Genomic DNA, 18,931 nt, shown 5'->3' on the forward strand with positions numbered 1-18,931 from the left:
TTTATTGTGAATTTAGAGAATTATATATTCTTAATGCGTTTGCTCTAATTCTACCGTCTTCGTCTTCATTATCTATAACTTTTTGTAATAAATATGATCCAGAATTTCCAACATCTCCTAAAGCTGTTACTGCACTTCCTCTAACTTGACTACTTTCATCTTTTATTAAAGCAGATAAGATGTCTAAAGCCTTTTCCTTGAACTTACCTAAATTTTTAGCAGCTGCGGCTCTTATGAGTTCGTTCTCATTTTTGACTCCTTTCTCTACTATAAAATTGAAAGAGTCCTCGTCTCCATAATATGATAAGGCTTCTAAGACTGAAGTTGATATTACCTCAATATGGCTCTTTTCTTCGAAATGCTTCTTTATTTCTTCTTTATATTCTGGCAACCCTATTTTACCAAGACTTGAAAGAGCGTCTGCTTTAACATAGTAACTTTTTTCATTTTCTATAATAGATACTAGATAATCTGCTGCTTTTTTCTTAAACTTAAACTCTCCTAAGGCCTTAGCTACGCCTCTCCTAGCCTTAGATGGCTCTACATTGCTAGAGACTAATGCCTCCAAAGCTTCATCATTACCTATTTTGCCTAACGCAATAGCGGCTTCGTATTTTACCCCCCAAAAACTGTCAGTTAAAAGTTCTTTAAGGGTTGAAATAGACTTAGAATCCGAAAATCTTGTTAGTGAATTTATAGCATTTATTCTGCACATTATTTCAGGATCTCTAGATTCTTTAATTAACTTCTCCTCATCCTGCATATCATTTACTACCTTTAGTGTTTTAAATTTAGGATCTACACATACATATTCCCCTTCAGCTTCAATCTCTAAAGATTTACCTAAGTCTACATTTATTATTTTTGTATTATTTCCACTTACTACTTTTATTTCCAAGTTAATATTATAAATTGGCGCGTCTTGAGCTTGTTCCAATCTTATTCTCTTTTTATCATAATATACATTAATTACAGGATGACCTGCAGAATATATAAATTGATCAAAGAAACGCGTTAGATCTTCTCCAGTAGCTTTTTCCATTGATTTTCTGAAATCTTCTGTATCTACTGGACTGTATGGATGCTCTTCTAAATAACGTTTTATTCCTTCCCTAAATTTATCATCTCCTAAGTAGTTTCTTAGTGTATGTAAGACTAAAGCACCTTTAGGATATGTATGTTTATCGAAGAGTTCCTCAGCCCACTTATAATACCTTATCACTATAGGTCTAGAATATTTTTTATATTCGTTTAAGTAATCCTGTAATTTTCTATACATTTCGTATATAAATTCGTCTTCTCCTTTAGAATGCTCAAAGTATAAAGCTTGGAAATAAGTTGCAAAACCTTCATTAAGCCATATATTTGGCCAATCCTTTGTAGTAACGTAATCACCAAACCACTGATGAGCCATTTCATGTGACAATAAACTATCGCTTGAATAATCCATTTCAGCTATGTCATCATGGAGTGTCATCCACGTTAAATGCGTAGATGATATATATTCCATTCCTCCTCTCATTGCAAATAGAACCACTTGTGCATATTTAGGATATGGATATTTTACTCCAGTGTAGTTAGAGAAAAATTCCATTATATCCTTTGTTGATGAAAAATTTTTAATGAATTGATCATAACCCTTAGGTAAGTAATACTGTAAAATCACATCGTTCCATTTCTCTTCTTTAGTAAAGAACTGACCTACAGCTAAACTATTCAAATATGCAGAATGAGGTATATCCATTACCCAATGAAAAATGTTAAAATCCTTTTCTTCCTTTTTCTCTTTCAAATAACCATTAGATACAGCTATGTAGGGTTTTTTTACTCTTATGATCATTTCTGATGTGGATTTCATTCCAGGATAATCGACTACCGGAATCCAAGCAGGCGCACTCATAACTTCCCCAATGTTAGCTGCTTCATAATGATCGTTTATTTTAAGGAACCTAAAATTATCTGATCCTTTTACTTTATATGATACTGAAAGTTCATGTTCTCCGTTTATGTTCATTTTAATCTTTTTACCGTCATAATCCCACGATATTGGTTTATTGTCAAGTTTTATTTCATTTATGAAGAAATGTAAAGCATCTAAATACATTTCGCCTTGTGAATTCAAAAATATTTTAGCGTTTCCTTCTATTTCCTTTTCTTCCAAATTAACATAAATATCAAATATATAATGTTTTATTTTAAATTTTAAATTTTCAGGATAAATTAGTTCGTGTTGTTTCATTACGTAACTTTTTCCTATTCTTACAGAAGGTTGATCATTAATAGGAACAAAACTCATAGAAAATAAAAAGACGTGAAATATAAAAGTTTCACTCATACATAGTACAAATATGTAGAATATGGGACTAAAATTACTCTGAAAATTATATTTAGAGTTAAAAAGTAAGAGTTAAATCTTTAATTTCATGATTGTATGGTTTCGAGTCTCACTATTATCTCCTTAGCTTCCTTATCTTTACCTAAAGTCATTATAATTTCCGATATTTTTTTTATTAAAACTTTTAGATCCTCTATGGCATCTTTCCTATCGGCATAATCACTTGCCCCTCTATATATTCCATTATATGCATATCTATGAAGTTTTAACGCAAGCGAATTTATTCCAATAAGATCATTATACCCTATTTCCTCTAATCTTCTGGCTATTCCGTTAAGGCCAGTCGTGGGAGCTAAAAATCCTATCTTATTATACCATTTCTTTTCTTTTTCATCTTTAGGCATCTTATCTAAATTTATTGAGACTAAAACGCTAACTACTGCCTTCCATGCCATAAACGCCTTTTGAGAAGCGTTTCTACTATATCCTCTCTGAAGTAGTTCTGTTGCTAAGTTAAGTTCTACAATAGCCTCTTCAAGTTTGAAATTTATGTAATTATGTAAATCCTTTATTTGCGGTACTGTTCCTTCTCCCACAGAATAACTTCTCTAGTTAGCTATATTTAACCTTATGGAACTCAGTCTCTTTCTAGTAATAAAGAAGGATTTACTCATACAAAAATAAATTATATTAAAATGGTAACAGTTATTTATAGCTTATATTACTTAAAATTGATAGAATTACATAATATTTAATAGAATCTGGAATATAGTATATATTAAGAGATAAAATATTTATTCTCATATTTAGATAAGGACGCAATTCAAATCATAATTATTGGGTATTCTTATCTTATTAAGTAAAAGGCTGAGTTTTTCCTAAGGAATAGATAATTAGCGCAAAAATAATTATATTTATTATTAAATAAAAATGAGCTAATTTTTCCAATTATAATGAATTTTATTATTTTATCAACTTATTTCATAACTTTCTTTAAACCCATTTATTTTAAGTAATTTGCTCAATTATTCTATATATTATATTTGTATAAGGTAAATAAATCTTGAAAAAATTTAATTAAATTAGTCGGGTGGTATTTCTTTATATACTAAATCTATATTAATTCCCTTTCTTTTATTTATATATCTAGATATTCCATATATAACTCCTCCTATAACAAACGACCCTATTACGAATCCTAGAGTTACTGGATTTGGTACTCCATTAGATTGAACGAAACTAAATGTTGGATTTGACACTGCCTCATATGTTAAGAATATGAAATAACCTGCTGAGAATATTGATACTGGGACAAGTATTTTATGTTCCTTTATTCCGTACATGATTCCAGCAATACTTACTATGAAGAAATATACCATACCTATAACTATAGCTCCATATAACGCTGTAGCTCCAGATATTGATATTACAGGTAAGACTAATAATCCTAAAGTTAACGCTAAATCAAATAAGTGAGTAAATACTGGAGAACCTTGTTTATTTAGCCTTGTAAATATCTCTGGAAACACTCTATCGAATGCCATTGCAAATATATATCTAGCGAATACTACAACACCATAGGCTAGAATAGAGAATTCCCATATCATAAGACCTATACCTATTATCCATTGTAAAATATAATTAGTAGTCAGACCCATTGCGACTGTCCAGAAAGTGTATACAAATCCGTTTTTTATGAATTCGTAAGTAGTAAAAGAATAACCTCCAGCCATATATAACAATAGGAATCCTATGGTTACTAAGAATCCTGTTATCAATAGAGGGCCAAAAATTCCATAAGCTACGTATTTAGTTTTCTTTAACTCTGAAGCTACTGCAGGAACTGCCTGCATCCATGGATAGGTGAATATTGCAAGCAATGGAAGGATGGCAAAAGTAGCACCTAAATTAAACGGAGCTATAGAATAATGAGGTGGTGGAGTTATTCCTTGAGACGTTAAAAACGGCTTTATGGCAGTACTAAAATCTCCTAAGTTTAATGCAATTACTGACATAGCTATTAATGTAGTCAATAGCGCTATGATTCCAGAAATAGATACCAATGCATACCCCCATTTTGCCTTGAATATATTAAATGCAATAATTACTCCGAATAAAACTGCACCCAGTAAATAAGAATATATTGGAGCGCTTAGAGTACTTGAAAGAGAGACTAGGCTTGATATTCCATCTAAACTTCCTATGGTGCTTATAACAGTACCTACTGCGGAAGAAAAGAAATAAGCTACTAAAGCAAAAAACGCAGTTGACTCTAACATTAATGCGAAAGCCATGACTACTCCTAATGGGCCATTCAGTATTCTAGAGATCCAAATATAATCTCCTCCAGTTCTTGGAATTTTGGATGCTAACGCTGTGTACATGTATGCCTGGGGTAAGGTAAGAAGTAGACCTATTATAGAAGCTATCCATATTACGCCTCCTTGAGAAATATATGGACTTATTCCAGTAAATAATGCTACTCCTGCTGACATATTTCCTAGGTTTAACATTATAGCATCTAACGAAGATACTTCTTTCCTAAGACCAGAAGATTCTCTAACAAATAAAGATCTTCCACTCATTTTAAATCTTATTGTGATTTTAGAAATAGTTTAAAAATATATTCCATAATGATATAGAAAATAATTTATTTTTTAAGCTAAATCTATGAATATTTTTTATGAAGAATATTAACATGCATGGTAAAATAAAGAAAAGTTTTCATTAAAAACAAGGCATATATATGATAAAAATACTATAAAGATTTAATCTCTTTTAATGTATTTTCTGCTATAGTGAGATGATTCTCTATATCTTTCTCGTCATGAGCTATAGATAAAGTCCATTGTTCATCGTAATCTGCCATAGGTATTATTCCTCTTCCCATCATTTTTGAGAAGTAATTCCTCCATTTTTCTACGTCAACATTAAGAAATTCAGAATAGTTTTTAGGAACTTTATTATGGAAATATATTGTTCCACTTATAGCTAGTGATGAAATTGATGCTTCTAAGCTCAGATCTTCAATTATATCATTATAGCCTCTAGTTAACATTCTATTTAGTCTTTTCATTTTATAGAATGCGTTTTCTGTTAGAATTTTCTCTAAGGTGACAATTGCAGCTCTTACTGAAAGAGGATTAGCATTAAAAGTACCACCATGAGCTACCCTACCTGAATTTAATATACTCATTACTTCTCTCTTTCCTGCTATTACTGATAAAGGAAGACCTCCAGCTATAGATTTACCTATTACTTTAATATCTGGTTCAACTTCGACGTAGTCTGAAGCTCCAGAAAAAGATTTTCCTCCAGTCTTTATTTCGTCGAAAATTACTGTGATATTATTTTCTCTGGATAACTCCACTACACCCTTTAGAAAGTCCTTATCTGGAGGTATTAGTCCCATGTTCATTGCTATTGGTTCCATTATTACTGCTCCTATGTCTTTGTTTTCTCTTATTATTTTTTCGAATGATTCTAGATTATTCCATTCTGCTATTAAAGTATTTTTAATTACCTCCTCAGGAATACCTTCTGAAGAAGGTAGTTTTACCATAGATTTTTCTGGATCTACGTTTACTAGTAATTGGTCGTGTGATCCGTGGTAGTGTCCTTCGAATTTTATTATTTTCTTTTTTCTTGAGTATGCTCTTGCTATTCTTATTGAGTGCATTGTTGCTTCTGTGCCTGTTGAAGAGAATCTTACCATGTCAACATTATACCTTTTCTTAATTATCTTAGCTAATTCAATAGCCTTACAATACTCAAAACCAAGAATAGAACCTTCTTCAACAGTTTTAACGACTTCGTTAACTATTAATGGATTTCCATAACCTACTTCCATAGCGCCGTATGCCATGTTGAAGTCTATGTATTCGTTTCCATCCACGTCCCATACTTTGCTTCCTTTCCCTCGCTTTAGGTAAAGAGGATAGTTCAATACTAATCTATAGTTACTATTTACGCCCATAGGTACATGGTCAATAGCTTCTTCATAAAAAGATCTAGACTTCTCTGTGTTTAGCATCTCCATTCTTTCACCGTTAAAATACGAGTTAGGAAAAAACTCCGTTTAGACCGATGCATTAACCCACTTGCATAACATTCTTATTTTTCTGTTTAATATACTTTTCATATTTCATCTAAACGTTAAAATAGGCTTTTAAAAATTTATAATGAAAAATATATTTAAACTTCAAATCGTTGTACAATAAAAAATTTACATAAAAATATTAGCGATTTAAATCTAAAATGCTATAATTTTTAAACAATATAACAGAATACATTTTTAAATTGTTTAACGTAGATCTCATGAAATGGCTTCTAAAAAAGTCTCGGGGGGCGTATTTCTAAGGGAGACTTCTGGCTTAGTAAGAGATGTGAGCCCATGGCCGTCACTCCTCGCTACGTGGGCATTAGTGACGGGAGGAGTTCCTATTCTTATCTTAGAATGGCTATGGCTAGGGCCAGGGGCAAATTGGCCATTAGCGTTTACTATAACTTTAATCCCTACATTAGGTATGGCATTTCTTTTTTATTTGGCTGGGGCTTCAATGCCTCGTTCTGGCGGAGATTATGTTTTTAATAGCAGAGCAACTCATCCAGCTTTAGGTTTCGCAAATTATTGGGCACTGTTTATAGCGTTTGTTTTGTCTCAGGGGTATTATTCATACTTAGGAGCAAGTTGGTTAGGATACTTATTCACTGGATTAGGAATGTATTATCATGATAACTTTCTTTTGAGTATAGGAGGGTTTTTCGGATTAAAAATAGGAAGAATATTATGGGGAATAATAGTAGGCACAGTAATTACTTCATTAATAGCACTATCAGTAAGGTTTCATTGGAAATTCATAGCTATAGCTGGTGCAATAAGCCTTATAACTACTGCAGTAATGTTTGGAACTCTATTGACAATAAATCCAACATCTTTTTCTTCTGCTTTGTCATCATTTACAGGAATTAAAGATGCTTACAGTGAAGTAATAGCTGATGCATCCTCTAATGGTCTTTCTTTTGTTACTCCATTTTATGGTGCTATATTGGCAATCCCAGCAATATGGTATTATTATACGTGGTATAATTTACCTGCATCTTGGGCAGGAGAGATGAAAAAAGTTAGATTTAATGTATTTCTTTCAATAATTGTAGGAGTTTTAATGATTGCTGTCTATTATATATTATTTACTCAAATTAATATATCAGCATTTGGAGAAAAATTCTTAACTTCCTATTCTTATATTTACTGCAACGGATATAACGATACTGTTGTTAATACGTTATCTTCTATTGGGACATTTACTCCCTTCTTTGCGTTGCTTGTTCTTGGTAATCCAATAATTTACATATTAATGTTTATAGCTATATGGTTACCTAATTATTATAGTGGTCCTCCATTGGTTTTAGGTCTTTCACGATACTTGTTCTCATGGTCTTTTGACAGGATAATGCCATCGTGGATGGCAGATGTAAACAGTAGGTTAAATGCACCCATTAAGGCAGTACTACTTATAATGGCTCTCTCTGGGTTTGGCGTTGTGCTTTATGCATATTTACCAGTTCTTTCTTTAGTAGATGTAACAGTAGCTTTTGAAATAAGTTATGCTATATTTGCAGTATCATCTGCCTTAATGCCATACATTAGGAAAGATGTGTACGAAAGTACTATGATAATTAAGAAGAAGATCCTAGGAATTCCAATAATAACTCTTGTAGGCGTTCCAACTTTTATATTTCTTGTATTCGCAACAGTGATAACGTGGGGAAATCCAATAATATTGCCAGTTAATTTACCAACAATATTGTCAGTAGTGTTAATGTACGCCAGTGGTTTTGCAATATATTATGGAGCAAAGATTTGGAATCAGAGAAAAGGCATAAAAATAGATCTAGCGTTTAAGGAAATACCACCAGATTAATTTTTCTTTAAATATGATTTTATTAATATTGCAAATATATTATATAAATGAATGCCTCTTATATTAATCTTTTTCAAATACTCTCCCTTTGTTTCTTTATTTTTATATAAAATGAACTCTATGGTCTTATTTAGTTTAGACTTGAATATACAACTGTTATGAATCCAGGTTTCATATAAGATGTCATAATATTTTTCAGTAGATGGAAGAGGAATAATTATGCATTTATACTTCATTAAATCCTTTACCTTTTCTTCGTTAATATAAATTAAAGGATAAATATAGTTTTTATTTAATTCATTAATAATTTCATTTTCAAACTCTAGTGTACAAATACCAGGTTTTCCACTTAAAACTGGAGATCGCCAATTATTCTCATTTAGATTAAGTATAGATTTGATTTTTTCAAAATTAAAGTTGTAAGCTGAGATTGCACTTATCTGAGAGAAAATAACTTTGCCGAATGTCGAACTTATCTTCAGAAGCTCTAATATTTCTTCTTCAGAACCATAAGATAATAAATCGTCAGAGATCAAGTTTACATAGTCATGGTATTTAGATTGAACTTTTAACTCAGACTTTATTACATCTAATGGTATTTTCCTATCTTTTCTCATTATTTCTACTTCTGAAAATGCAGAAGGTCCTTTTATTGGAAAGAATTTTTCAGTTTCCTCTCCATATATAATTTTAGGGAAGAAGTTATTTTGCATTATTTTTGGTAAAGTAATTTCGGCTTCTCCTAATAATATAGTATCTACCCAATTAGGTTTCTCAATAGATATTTCCCATGCTCCAGGTCCTCCTATTATTACCTTAAACTTGTATTTTTCCTTTAATAGTCTAATGCGGTTTGAGAATGATTTGAATGCCTTATAGTGATAAGGTTGTTCTCCAAATATCTTACTTAACCCTTTTGACACTTCTGTTTGAGCTAAAGGATCATTAACATATATTCCCAAGATTTTATCACTATGTAGAAATTTTTGTATAGCAGTAGGAGATACTATTTTAGAATTAACTATACTCTCTATTTTTCTTAAGCCATAAGGAGGAAATTTGTTCTTCCTAATAAAATTAGGAATTAGCCTTAAAGGCAACGAAGGTAAAGAATAAAACGTGGCATAATCAGATGTTAAGATCATATTTTCTAATAGAAACTCAAAATCTTAATTCCTTTTCTCTTCTATGCTATTATCAATCCTCAAAGTTCAATAGATTATCTCATTTAGTAAAAAATTAGTTCTAATAAGAAATCTCAGCACATAATATTGAAGATTAAATATTAAATTTTAATAATTATATGTTTATGTTCAATAGTTTATATGTAAATTACTAAGTAACTTACTATATACTAAGAATAATTTTAGATAAAGAGTAAAACTAATACCAGTTCGGTACTGTCCAATTATATATTTCGTATTTACTTAAGTATTGTAATCTTTCAGGAATTGACGGATGAGTTCTAAATATAGCATTTCCATCCTTACTATTAGTTAAAGAATATTTCATAAGTAAGACTTGAAATCTGGGCATATTTCTTAAGTTCTCTCCTTTTATATATCCGAGTTTAATTAGTGACGTTTCTAATGGTATTGTAAGTGAATTATCAGTCTTCACTGCAGTTATATCTGCTCTTTTTTCCACTCTTCTATGAATAGCAAAAAATAATGGAAATAGTACAAGGAAATAAAAGATAATTATTGCACCAGTTAATGACGGTAAAACGTAGAGTAACCCTACATATATTGAATTTATACCCATTATAGATAAAATAAGGATTTCTGGATCTTTGTTTTTCAAATGAGATAATTCGTGACCTATTACCGCAGAGATTTCCTGATCGTCAAGAATATTAAAAATAGGTTTAGTTATTGCTATTCCTCTCCAAAATATATTTCCGAATGCAAAAGCATTAGGGAAATCTACATCTGCAATGTATACTTTTGGAGTTTTAACTTTAAAGATAGAAGCTAAATTCTTTACAAGAAGATATGAATGCTCATCGGCTGGTTTCATTTTAAATACTAATTTCATTATAAAAGGAGAAATCAAGTACCAAAGTCCAAATATTAAAACTATTTGGAAAATAAAAAATAATGGAAAGTTTATAGGAAGACTCGAAATTATTATGTCTATTATCAGTATACTTAGGAAAGAAACAACGTAATATTTTATCCAATATCTAAAAACTGCTACCATGCAAGAATCTATCTCATCTCAAGAATAAAAACGTTGATTAACCTTATAGATTAATTTAGTAACTCCTTTATAAATCTCCTAAAGTTAAAATTGGTTTTGTTCATTTAATCCTATCTTAAATATCTTAAACACTGTAAAATATAAAATGGAATATATCAATTAAAAAATTATTGTTAAATATAATGAGCGGAAAGCCTTTTTATTTGACATTAAAATGTTAGCCCATGAAAGGCGCTTCGTTAGCATTAATAGCCGGAGTTGTAATAGTTGTTATATTAATAGGCGCAGTAGCAGCATATTTCCTTTTGGTTCATCATCCAACAACGACTCCTCCAGTAACTAGTACAACACCAGTAACGCCAGTAACTTTAACCGTAGTAACATTTTCAGGACAATCTGCAAACTTTATTCAATATGCCGGTAACTTATTTTCGCAGGAACATCCTGGAGTTACAGTTAAAGTAATTTCTTATCCATTTAGTGATTATATAGCTAATGAATTAACTGTTCTAAGAGCCCATTCATCGGAATACGATATAATAGGTTTTACATCAACTTCAGCTCAAGACGTTTCTCCATATTTGCTCCAACTTAATACTTCAATGTTTAATATGTCTGATCTTATAGGCCCGCAAGAAGACTTTGGAGGAATAATATATAATGTTACTACAGGTAAGAATGAAACTATAGGTATAGCTTACGAAACTGCAGTATATTTAATGGCATATAAAACCTCAATATTTGATAATTCTACTTTAGCACAAGAGTTTTATAACGAATACCACGTAAACTTCTCTCCATCAACATGGCAAAACTGGACTGACGTGATAGACGCTGATCAGTTTATAACATCAAAGGGCTTAACAGCATATGGATTTCTTATAGATGATCACTTAAAGCACGGTATAATAGATGCTTTCCCAGCAGTTTATGGATATTATTACGCAAGGAATTACTCCTTAAATCATGGCGTAATAGGAGGAATCCCCGGATTTAATATTATGTTTGAAGGATATACTTTACCTGGATACAGCTATCCTTTGCCATCGTTTAACTCAACAGCAGGACTAGAAGCCTTAGAAACTTACGGACAATTAGTAAGTTATGAACCATCTCCGTCTACAATTGAAATGTGCTACGGAAACATACCAGAGTTTTATTCTAACTCATCTGGAGCTTTTCTATTTACTACTCAATTATCTTCTATAAATAGTTCAGAACTACAAGAAACCTATTTAGCTCCATTACCTGGAGGGTATGCAGAAACTGGTACAGACTTCTTAGGTATAAGTAAATATTCTACTCACGTACAATTAGCTGAAGAATTCTTACAATTCTTAGTGTCCCCTAAGATTCAAGAGCTAGGATTCATAAAATTCGATAAATTCCCTATATCAAAAGAAGCATTTACACAGTTATTGCAGAACACATCTATACCCTCATATGAACTGGAATGGCTAAACGCTACATATCATGCAGCATTAAATGCGTGGGCTAATCCTCCAAATATACCTCCTACATACAATTATCTTATACCTGACTTTAATAACCAAATAATGCAATACTTGGAAGGTAAAATAACGGCTCAAGAGGCGTTAAATACTGCAGCATTAGATTGGGCTGAAGCCACAGCGTCATACTATGGGTAAATAAAATGAGTGTAGTGTTAAAGGATGTTACGAAAAGATATAAGAAACTAATTGCAGTCAATAATGTAAATTTAAAGGTAGAAAAGGGAGAATTTTTTATAATTTTAGGACCTTCTGGTTCTGGAAAAACTACTTTATTAAGATCTGTTGCAGGATTAGAAAGAATAGAAGGAAAAGTACTTATTGATAATGTTGACGTTACTAACTTACCTCCAGGTAAAAGAGAGGTTTCAATGGTTTTTCAGAATTATGCACTTTATCCAAATAAAACTGTTTTTGAAAATCTGTTAATGCCAATAGAAACTATACGAAGAAAAGACGCAGAGGAAAGAATAACCGAGGTATCAAAAAATCTAGGTATTTACGATCTTCTGGATAGATATCCTCAAGAATTATCTGGAGGTCAACAGCAAAGGGTTGCATTAGCAAGAGCGTTAGTAAAAAAACCTAAAGTATTCCTAATGGATGAACCTTTATCTAATCTTGATGCGCCACAAAGAATATCTGCTAGAAAATTGATAAAAGAACTTCAACGAGATAATAATATAACTACCTTATATGTTACCCATGATCAGACTGAGGCAATGGCTTTAGCGGATAGAGTAGCTATAATGGATAACGGGAAGGTTATACAGATAGGTTCTCCAGAAGAAATTTATGAGAATCCAGCTAACATATTTGTAGCCAATTTCTTTGGAAATCCACCAATGAGTATAGTGGATGGTAAAATCTTTGGAGAAGAGGAAAAAGTTGGCATAAGAGCGGAGAACGTTATTCTAGGAGAAGGTAAATTATTAGGTAAAATATCCGATATAGAATTTTGGGGAGAAAAATATTTAGTTTATATTAATTTTGAAGGATATGAGATTAGAGCATTCTCTAGATCTAAACTTAAGGTAGGAGAAGAAATTAATTTTTCTATTTCGGAATATAAGTCACTTAAAAGTGTGATAACTAAATGAGGTATTCAATACCTTATTTAACCTACATAATAGCTTTTGGAATTATTCCCTTTTCATATACGTTTTATATAGTAGGATCAAACGCAAGTTCGTTGTCTAAAGCCTTTATTTTAATACCTATAGATACTGTTATTTATAATACGTTTATCTTCGCATTTCTATCAGCATTATTTTCAACTATAATAGGGTTATTTTTAGCAATAGGTATAGATATTCTGCCTAAAGGAAAAAGGCCTATATCATTATTATCAATGTTACCTTATACTATACCTTTTACTTCTTCTGCGCTAATTTGGACCATAAGTCTTTATGGAAAATACGGATGGTTCTCCTATTTGTTTGGATTAAAATACGATCCTTTATATTTTTCCTCTACTGCTCTATGGACACTAATAGGAATAAATATTTGGACCTCTATACCAATGTCATTCTTAATTTTACTTTCCGCCATAAGATCAGTACCTTACGACGTAAAGGAAGCTGCTTTAGTAGATAATGTTCCTCTATCGGAATATTATTTCAGAATAGTTTTACCTTCTATAGGAAAGGCTTTCTGGTTAGCATTCATTTTACAGTTTGTATTATCACTTGGAAATTTTGATCTTCCTTACGTTCTAACACAGGGTGGTCCAGGCTATGCTACAACTACTCTTCCATTATTAGTTTATGATGAGATGTTCCAACTTGGAAATTTTTCTGGAGGCGCATTAGCCTCAGCAATATTGAGCATATTTGCAACATTTCCAGCAATATTACTCCTATTCCTTATTAAAACTAGAAGAAATAAACTATTGCCGTCTTTTAAATTAAGACTCCCAGATAATATTTTCAAAATAATAATGTTCTCAATAGTCACAATATTATTATTCTTTTTAGATTTTCCAGTATATTGGATGTTTCTAGTAGCTTTCAGAAATGCATCTCTAGATTTTAGATATCCTCCAATTTTCTCTCCAATAGACCTAACTTCTAAGTATTTCTCCTCAGCTCTCTCATCTTCTATACCTTATATGATTACAAGTTTAATAGTAGCCATTACGGCTTCTTTGCTTACTATAGGGTTGTCTTTACCATCTGCTTATGAAGTATCAAAAGGTAAGGGATCGTGGATACTTCCTCTCTCAATATATTTATATTCATTACCTTCGGCTTCTTTCATATTACCTCTTTTTATATTCTTCTCTAGCGAAGGACTTCTAAATACTTGGTGGGCATTAATACTTTCCACTCCTATATTTACAGCAACCTTTGCAGTGTGGATAATGTATAATTTCTTTTTAGATTTTCCAAAAGCTTATGATGATGCTGCAGATGTATTTTCGATAAAAGGTAAAATGAGAAGAATAATATTTCCTTTATCAAGACCTGCTCTCTTCTCAGTATTTTTATTATCTTTTATATTTAATTGGCACCTATTGTTCTATCCTTTAATATTTGCTACTTCTCCTTATAATTTTTCATTCCCACCACAAGGAGCTCAAACTATAACAATATTTGCACTAATGGCTTTAGGGGATCAAAGCGTAAATTGGGGACTCTTAGCGTCATCTGCACTAGTTGCTGCCTTACCAGTAATGATAATAACAATATTTGCAATAGATAGAGTAATAAAGGGAACATATAAGGGTGGAATAAAATTTATATGATTTTTTAAATTATTAAATTTGTTTTATAATATGATTTTTACAATAAGTTCATGATAACTATGCAAAAAGCTTAAAATAGTCTTAGTTTTTAACGGTAAAACTACTTAAATGGCATTTATAAGGATTACCATTCAAAAATTCGTGTAAACGTAAGAATAAGACCTTTTTTCTATAGATAAGAATTAAAAGCTCAGCACTATTTTTATGATAATGAAGTTACTGGCTTTACTGGTAATTCCTCTCCTACTGCTTATTGTTAATTCTGATGTTTTGTATTTCTATTCTGCTAATAACTTCTTTTATGTTACAAATGTAATGCAACCACAAGAATATAATAATTTCAATTTCATTAATAATAATTATATACTTTCATCTTCATCATATACAAGCTCTAATAATGGCTCCATAATCATACTTGGCTATATGGCAACGTTACCTCCTAAGCCTAATACATACTATACAATTAACTCAACAAGTTTCGAAATAAACGTTCCAACCTATTCAAAACTATATATAATACCTATAATTTATAATATATCCAATTCTAGTCCTAAATTGGCATTCTCTAATATTTCTTTAACATTTATTGGTAGATCTTCTCATATTTTTTCATTAGTTAATAATGGAAACGCACTTAATAAAACATTTTGTTTACAATTACTGAATAATTTTTATAGTGTTAACATTATATGGTGTCTATCTGCTCCTCAGCCTCCTCCAGGAACATATTATGCAAATATTTTCATGATGATTGTAGTCTCTATTTCTGGCGCAAACTATGTATACTTTTGGAATTTGAGTATTACGCAAATAATAGGTCTACCTCCACCACCCCCACAGCCTTATACTTATATAAAAGAATATCAATTGAATCAAATAGAAATAGTAAAAATAATAGATTCTCTATATTCTTAAGTATTTATTTTAAAATTCCCTTTATACTATTAAAGGCAATATTCTTTAAAGTATCAAAATATATTGTAAACATTAACTTTAATAAAGTCATAATAAAAATTTTATTTCTATAAAAACCGATTACTCTTTTTTAGATAAAAGTATGAGGTCTACCTTCTGTTGGACTTCTTATCATTTGAAGTAGAATTTCATTTCCTTTACTCATCTTATCTATCAAATAAAGGGAAAGTACTCTTATTTTTTCTTTCTTCCATTTTATATTTTCTCTTATTACATCAATTAATTGATCCCTAAATTTAGAGTCTAGATCTAAAAGAGTTTTTTCATCTTCTATTTCTCTCAATTCCTTCTCTGTTTCAGCTACTACTTTTAATATATCTTCGTCATCTTGATTTTTAGCTAACTCAATAAGATACTTTCCTGCACTTATTACATTACCATCATTTATGTAATCTATTGCTTTTATTAGTTCTTCGAACATAAAATAAAATTAGATTATAGGAATAAAAGATTATATGCTCTACATGTCTCGATTCTTTAGTGCAAAAAATATTGTCTCTTACTGATGAAATTCCTAAGCAAATCGAAAATAAAGATTTTTATTCATTCAAAAGGGATTGAAAGAAAAAATGTTAAGCAATTAATGAATGGTCTACTTATCTCTATAAAATATAAGGAGTTTTTACATTATTAATAAAGCTTAGAATATAAATTAACCTAATTTTTTCATATCAGACAGTGTGATGTCGTATACCTTATCTAAATCGCTGTCCCATTCGTTCTTAAACCATTCCTTTATATGTTCTAAAACGAAATTGCTCACTATGAATATATCATGCAAAACTTCCTCCTTCTTCTTATATTTAGAAAAGTCTAGATCAAAACCATTATATTGATAATCATGTAGGAGGAAAGCTAAATTAGTTATATTCTCAACTTCTTTATAGCCTAGCTTAGATAGATCAATAGAAATTCCTTTCAATGAGTGAGTAGGTGCATTATATCCTCTCTTTAAATACCAATCGTTATTTGACAGTTTGTCCAGGTTTTTAGTTACTAATGCAGATAATAATGCTTTAACTGCACTAAACACTTTACCTGCAGAATTTCTACTTCTTCCTGCTATCCACATGTTTATTGCGACATCTATATCATCTAAGGTTTCAATAATTCTAGCCCTAATGTAAGCTTTTCTATCAATCTTAGGTGAAATTAGTTTTTCTTCCATATTTTTAGTTTATTCTCTATACTCTTAAAAATCTAGATAGTTCTTCTAGAAAATATTTTGCATTATTTAACTTTAGAGTCTGAAAGAGAAGGAAAAAGTATAAAGTATATCTCTCCTGTTATTGACTGCATAAGGGAAGAACTTATGTCGTTATCATTAATATCGGATTGAAAAAGAGCTGATGTGAACTACCCTGCCCTAACGGGCAGGGCTTCCTGCTAAAAAGCTCCACCTTGCCAGAGGGCGGAGCTCCATGAAGGTCGTTCCGACCCTAATATCCTCAGAATATTAATAGAATCATTATGAGATTAGTATTGTATTGTATTTAAAAAGAATTTTATAGATCTAGTAATAAAAATGATATTAATAGCGAGAAAATATTGATAAAAATTAGAATATAATTTAAAAGTAAAAGTATATTAATTTAGCTAAACAATACTGGCAAAAATGTTTATATAAAACAATTTCATATAACTATTTATGTATGGGAGGATTAAGAAAATACTAGAGAAAAATTCTTTGAAAATACTAACAATATTCACAATCATAATCGTTACATTAACATCAATATTATCAATACTTTACTTATTCACACCAATACTAATAGGATACCAAAAAACATCAAACGGAATAATAGACTACTTCAAAAACATTATTGATCCCTCATTCATAATTAAAGCGTACTCAAATAATACTCCAGTGAACGCAATAATATCAGTTTACATTAACCAACCCCACAAAGTAAAATTCTATAAAGAGTTTTACGGAGAATCATTAAAAATACCATTCACATCAATAGAAAATTACGTAAAACCATGGGAAAAATACGAGAACGAGAATACCTCACTCCTCGTAATAGCAACGTACATAAAAGGGAACGAAACATTCACAAGCACAGAAGAAATACAGTATAACCCAAACTGGGTATTAAAAAACCAACCAATACAGATTGTAGCAAATGTTAATATAATACCTCAATTAATAAAATTGAATAACACAATGATTCAACAAGAAAATAATAAAATACAAACATTAAAAACGAGCTATTATAAATATTGTTACTGCGGAGGAGAAAAATACCCATACATAGTAAACATGAGCAAAGAAGAGTATGAAGAACCACCAACGTATCCAGTAGTAGTGGATGGAGCTCCAGTTGTTTACGAGCCAGTTACAAGCGTACTATATTTCTACAACTTCTCAGTACCATTAAATTGGATAACATTAAGCAATAACGTGAAGAACAACGATAATTACACTTATATAAGTCTTGATACTTCTCTTTTCGGTAAGGTTAGTTGGTATGCGGTAAGTAATTCTACTAATTACGGTGGTCCGTATATAGGAGTTTCCTACTCGGCCAACGTAAACTGGCAAGCTTCTACGTATTATAATAAGCCTTTTCTTTCTAACTTGTATAATCCTACGATTTATAATTATTATAATGCTACAATTGCAGTAGTCATTTATACAATATATAAAGTAGGTGTACATGGTATACGAATACCAATAGATAATGTTACTGTTTTTGAGATTTTGTGGGCTAGTCCAAACGTTAGTGGTGCTGTTGAGAGTAGTAATGGTTTAACTTGTGTTATTTATACTAATTCTAGTGGTGAGTATACTCATTATTTGTCAATAGGTAATGGTAGTGTGACGCTGTTTTATAATTATTTTAAGGAATTTATTGGGAATCAGAAAAGTGGTCAATATGGTTATGCTCAGTGGGGAGACGGTAAAATTACGTCTACAGGGAATATTAAAACAGCTGGAAATAGTTTTTATTTTTTCGTGAGTTACATAAATGAATACATAAAGAATAATAATCAAACAGAAAATTACTTTACAAATACTATTGTAAGTGTATATATTCCGGTTAATACTATGAATCAGATTTGCGGTAGTGGTCATGTTTATGTTAGTTATTTGAATTATTCTACTGCTTTACAGGCGCCTTTATTGGGTTTTATAATGAATTATTCTTCTTATTATGGTGGTTAGTATGAGTAGGTTGATTTATTTTTATATTGTTTATTTGTTATTCTTTTTCTTATTTCTCTTATTTTATGA

Annotated in this window: 14 protein-coding genes; 6 read left to right on the forward strand and 8 right to left on the reverse strand. The window is 30.8% G+C overall.

The window, feature by feature from the left end; translation table 11 throughout:
- Position 1 precedes the first annotated feature (1 nt).
- The 4 genes from DFR85_RS18945 to DFR85_RS18960 form a co-directional block, all read right to left on the reverse strand.
- The gene (locus DFR85_RS18945) at positions 2 to 2,296 is read right to left on the reverse strand and encodes a M1 family metallopeptidase (protein ID WP_110269638.1); all 2,295 of its coding nucleotides are present in this window, start codon (positions 2,294 to 2,296) and stop codon (positions 2 to 4) included.
- Between the two features lie 125 nt (positions 2,297 to 2,421).
- Complete coding sequence (locus DFR85_RS18950) at positions 2,422 to 2,931, reverse strand: PaREP1 family protein (RefSeq protein ID WP_110269639.1); 510 nt, start codon at positions 2,929 to 2,931, stop codon at positions 2,422 to 2,424.
- 486 nt (positions 2,932 to 3,417) lie between these two features.
- Positions 3,418 to 4,920 (reverse strand): APC family permease, encoded by a 1,503-nt coding sequence (locus DFR85_RS18955; RefSeq protein ID WP_110269640.1) that lies wholly within the window; start codon positions 4,918 to 4,920, stop codon positions 3,418 to 3,420.
- Between the two features lie 173 nt (positions 4,921 to 5,093).
- The gene (locus tag DFR85_RS18960) at positions 5,094 to 6,374 is read right to left on the reverse strand and encodes an aspartate aminotransferase family protein (protein ID WP_110269641.1); all 1,281 of its coding nucleotides are present in this window, start codon (positions 6,372 to 6,374) and stop codon (positions 5,094 to 5,096) included.
- A 283-nt stretch (positions 6,375 to 6,657) separates the two neighbouring features.
- Here DFR85_RS18960 and DFR85_RS18965 point away from each other — a divergent pair, with 283 nt between their 5' ends.
- Positions 6,658 to 8,259, forward strand: a complete 1,602-nt coding sequence (locus DFR85_RS18965; protein WP_110269642.1) for an APC family permease — start codon at positions 6,658 to 6,660, stop codon at positions 8,257 to 8,259.
- On the opposite strand, the gene DFR85_RS18970 is transcribed toward DFR85_RS18965, so the two are convergent.
- Entirely contained in the window at positions 8,256 to 9,404 is a 1,149-nt protein-coding gene (locus tag DFR85_RS18970; RefSeq protein ID WP_110269643.1) for a radical SAM protein, read from the reverse strand. The two genes, DFR85_RS18965 and DFR85_RS18970, sit on opposite strands and share 4 nt — an antisense overlap.
- 238 nt (positions 9,405 to 9,642) lie before the next feature.
- Entirely contained in the window at positions 9,643 to 10,461 is an 819-nt protein-coding gene (locus DFR85_RS18975) for a M56 family metallopeptidase (protein ID WP_110269644.1), read from the reverse strand.
- A 224-nt stretch (positions 10,462 to 10,685) separates the two neighbouring features.
- Between DFR85_RS18975 and DFR85_RS18980 the strand changes: the two genes are divergently transcribed.
- From DFR85_RS18980 to DFR85_RS18995, 4 genes are all read left to right on the forward strand, one after another.
- Positions 10,686 to 12,110, forward strand: a complete 1,425-nt coding sequence (locus tag DFR85_RS18980; protein ID WP_110269645.1) for an extracellular solute-binding protein — start codon at positions 10,686 to 10,688, stop codon at positions 12,108 to 12,110.
- Between the two features lie 5 nt (positions 12,111 to 12,115).
- Positions 12,116 to 13,072: an ABC transporter ATP-binding protein gene (locus tag DFR85_RS18985; RefSeq protein ID WP_110269646.1), complete on the forward strand. Its 957-nt coding sequence runs from the start codon at positions 12,116 to 12,118 to the stop codon at positions 13,070 to 13,072.
- Positions 13,069 to 14,718 carry an ABC transporter permease gene (locus tag DFR85_RS18990; protein WP_110269647.1) on the forward strand — a complete coding sequence of 550 codons (1,650 nt, stop codon included), beginning with the start codon at positions 13,069 to 13,071 and terminating at the stop codon, positions 14,716 to 14,718. The genes DFR85_RS18985 and DFR85_RS18990 overlap by 4 nt, the downstream gene beginning before the upstream one ends.
- Positions 14,719 to 14,928: 210 nt before the next feature.
- Positions 14,929 to 15,633 (forward strand): hypothetical protein, encoded by a 705-nt coding sequence (locus tag DFR85_RS18995; RefSeq protein WP_162582599.1) that lies wholly within the window; start codon positions 14,929 to 14,931, stop codon positions 15,631 to 15,633.
- A gap of 130 nt (positions 15,634 to 15,763) precedes the next feature.
- On the opposite strand, the gene DFR85_RS19000 is transcribed toward DFR85_RS18995, so the two are convergent.
- Positions 15,764 to 16,114: a hypothetical protein gene (locus tag DFR85_RS19000; RefSeq protein ID WP_110269649.1), complete on the reverse strand. Its 351-nt coding sequence runs from the start codon at positions 16,112 to 16,114 to the stop codon at positions 15,764 to 15,766.
- Between the two features lie 231 nt (positions 16,115 to 16,345).
- Positions 16,346 to 16,861 (reverse strand): PaREP1 family protein, encoded by a 516-nt coding sequence (locus tag DFR85_RS19005; protein ID WP_110269650.1) that lies wholly within the window; start codon positions 16,859 to 16,861, stop codon positions 16,346 to 16,348.
- A gap of 480 nt (positions 16,862 to 17,341) precedes the next feature.
- Here DFR85_RS19005 and DFR85_RS19010 point away from each other — a divergent pair, with 480 nt between their 5' ends.
- A complete protein-coding gene (locus DFR85_RS19010) occupies positions 17,342 to 18,862 on the forward strand; it encodes a hypothetical protein (RefSeq protein ID WP_110269651.1) in 1,521 nt (506 codons plus the stop codon).
- Positions 18,863 to 18,931: the final 69 nt, after the last annotated feature.

It is taken from the genome of Acidianus brierleyi, assembly GCF_003201835.2.
GTDB lineage: Archaea > Thermoproteota > Thermoprotei_A > Sulfolobales > Sulfolobaceae > Aramenus > Aramenus brierleyi.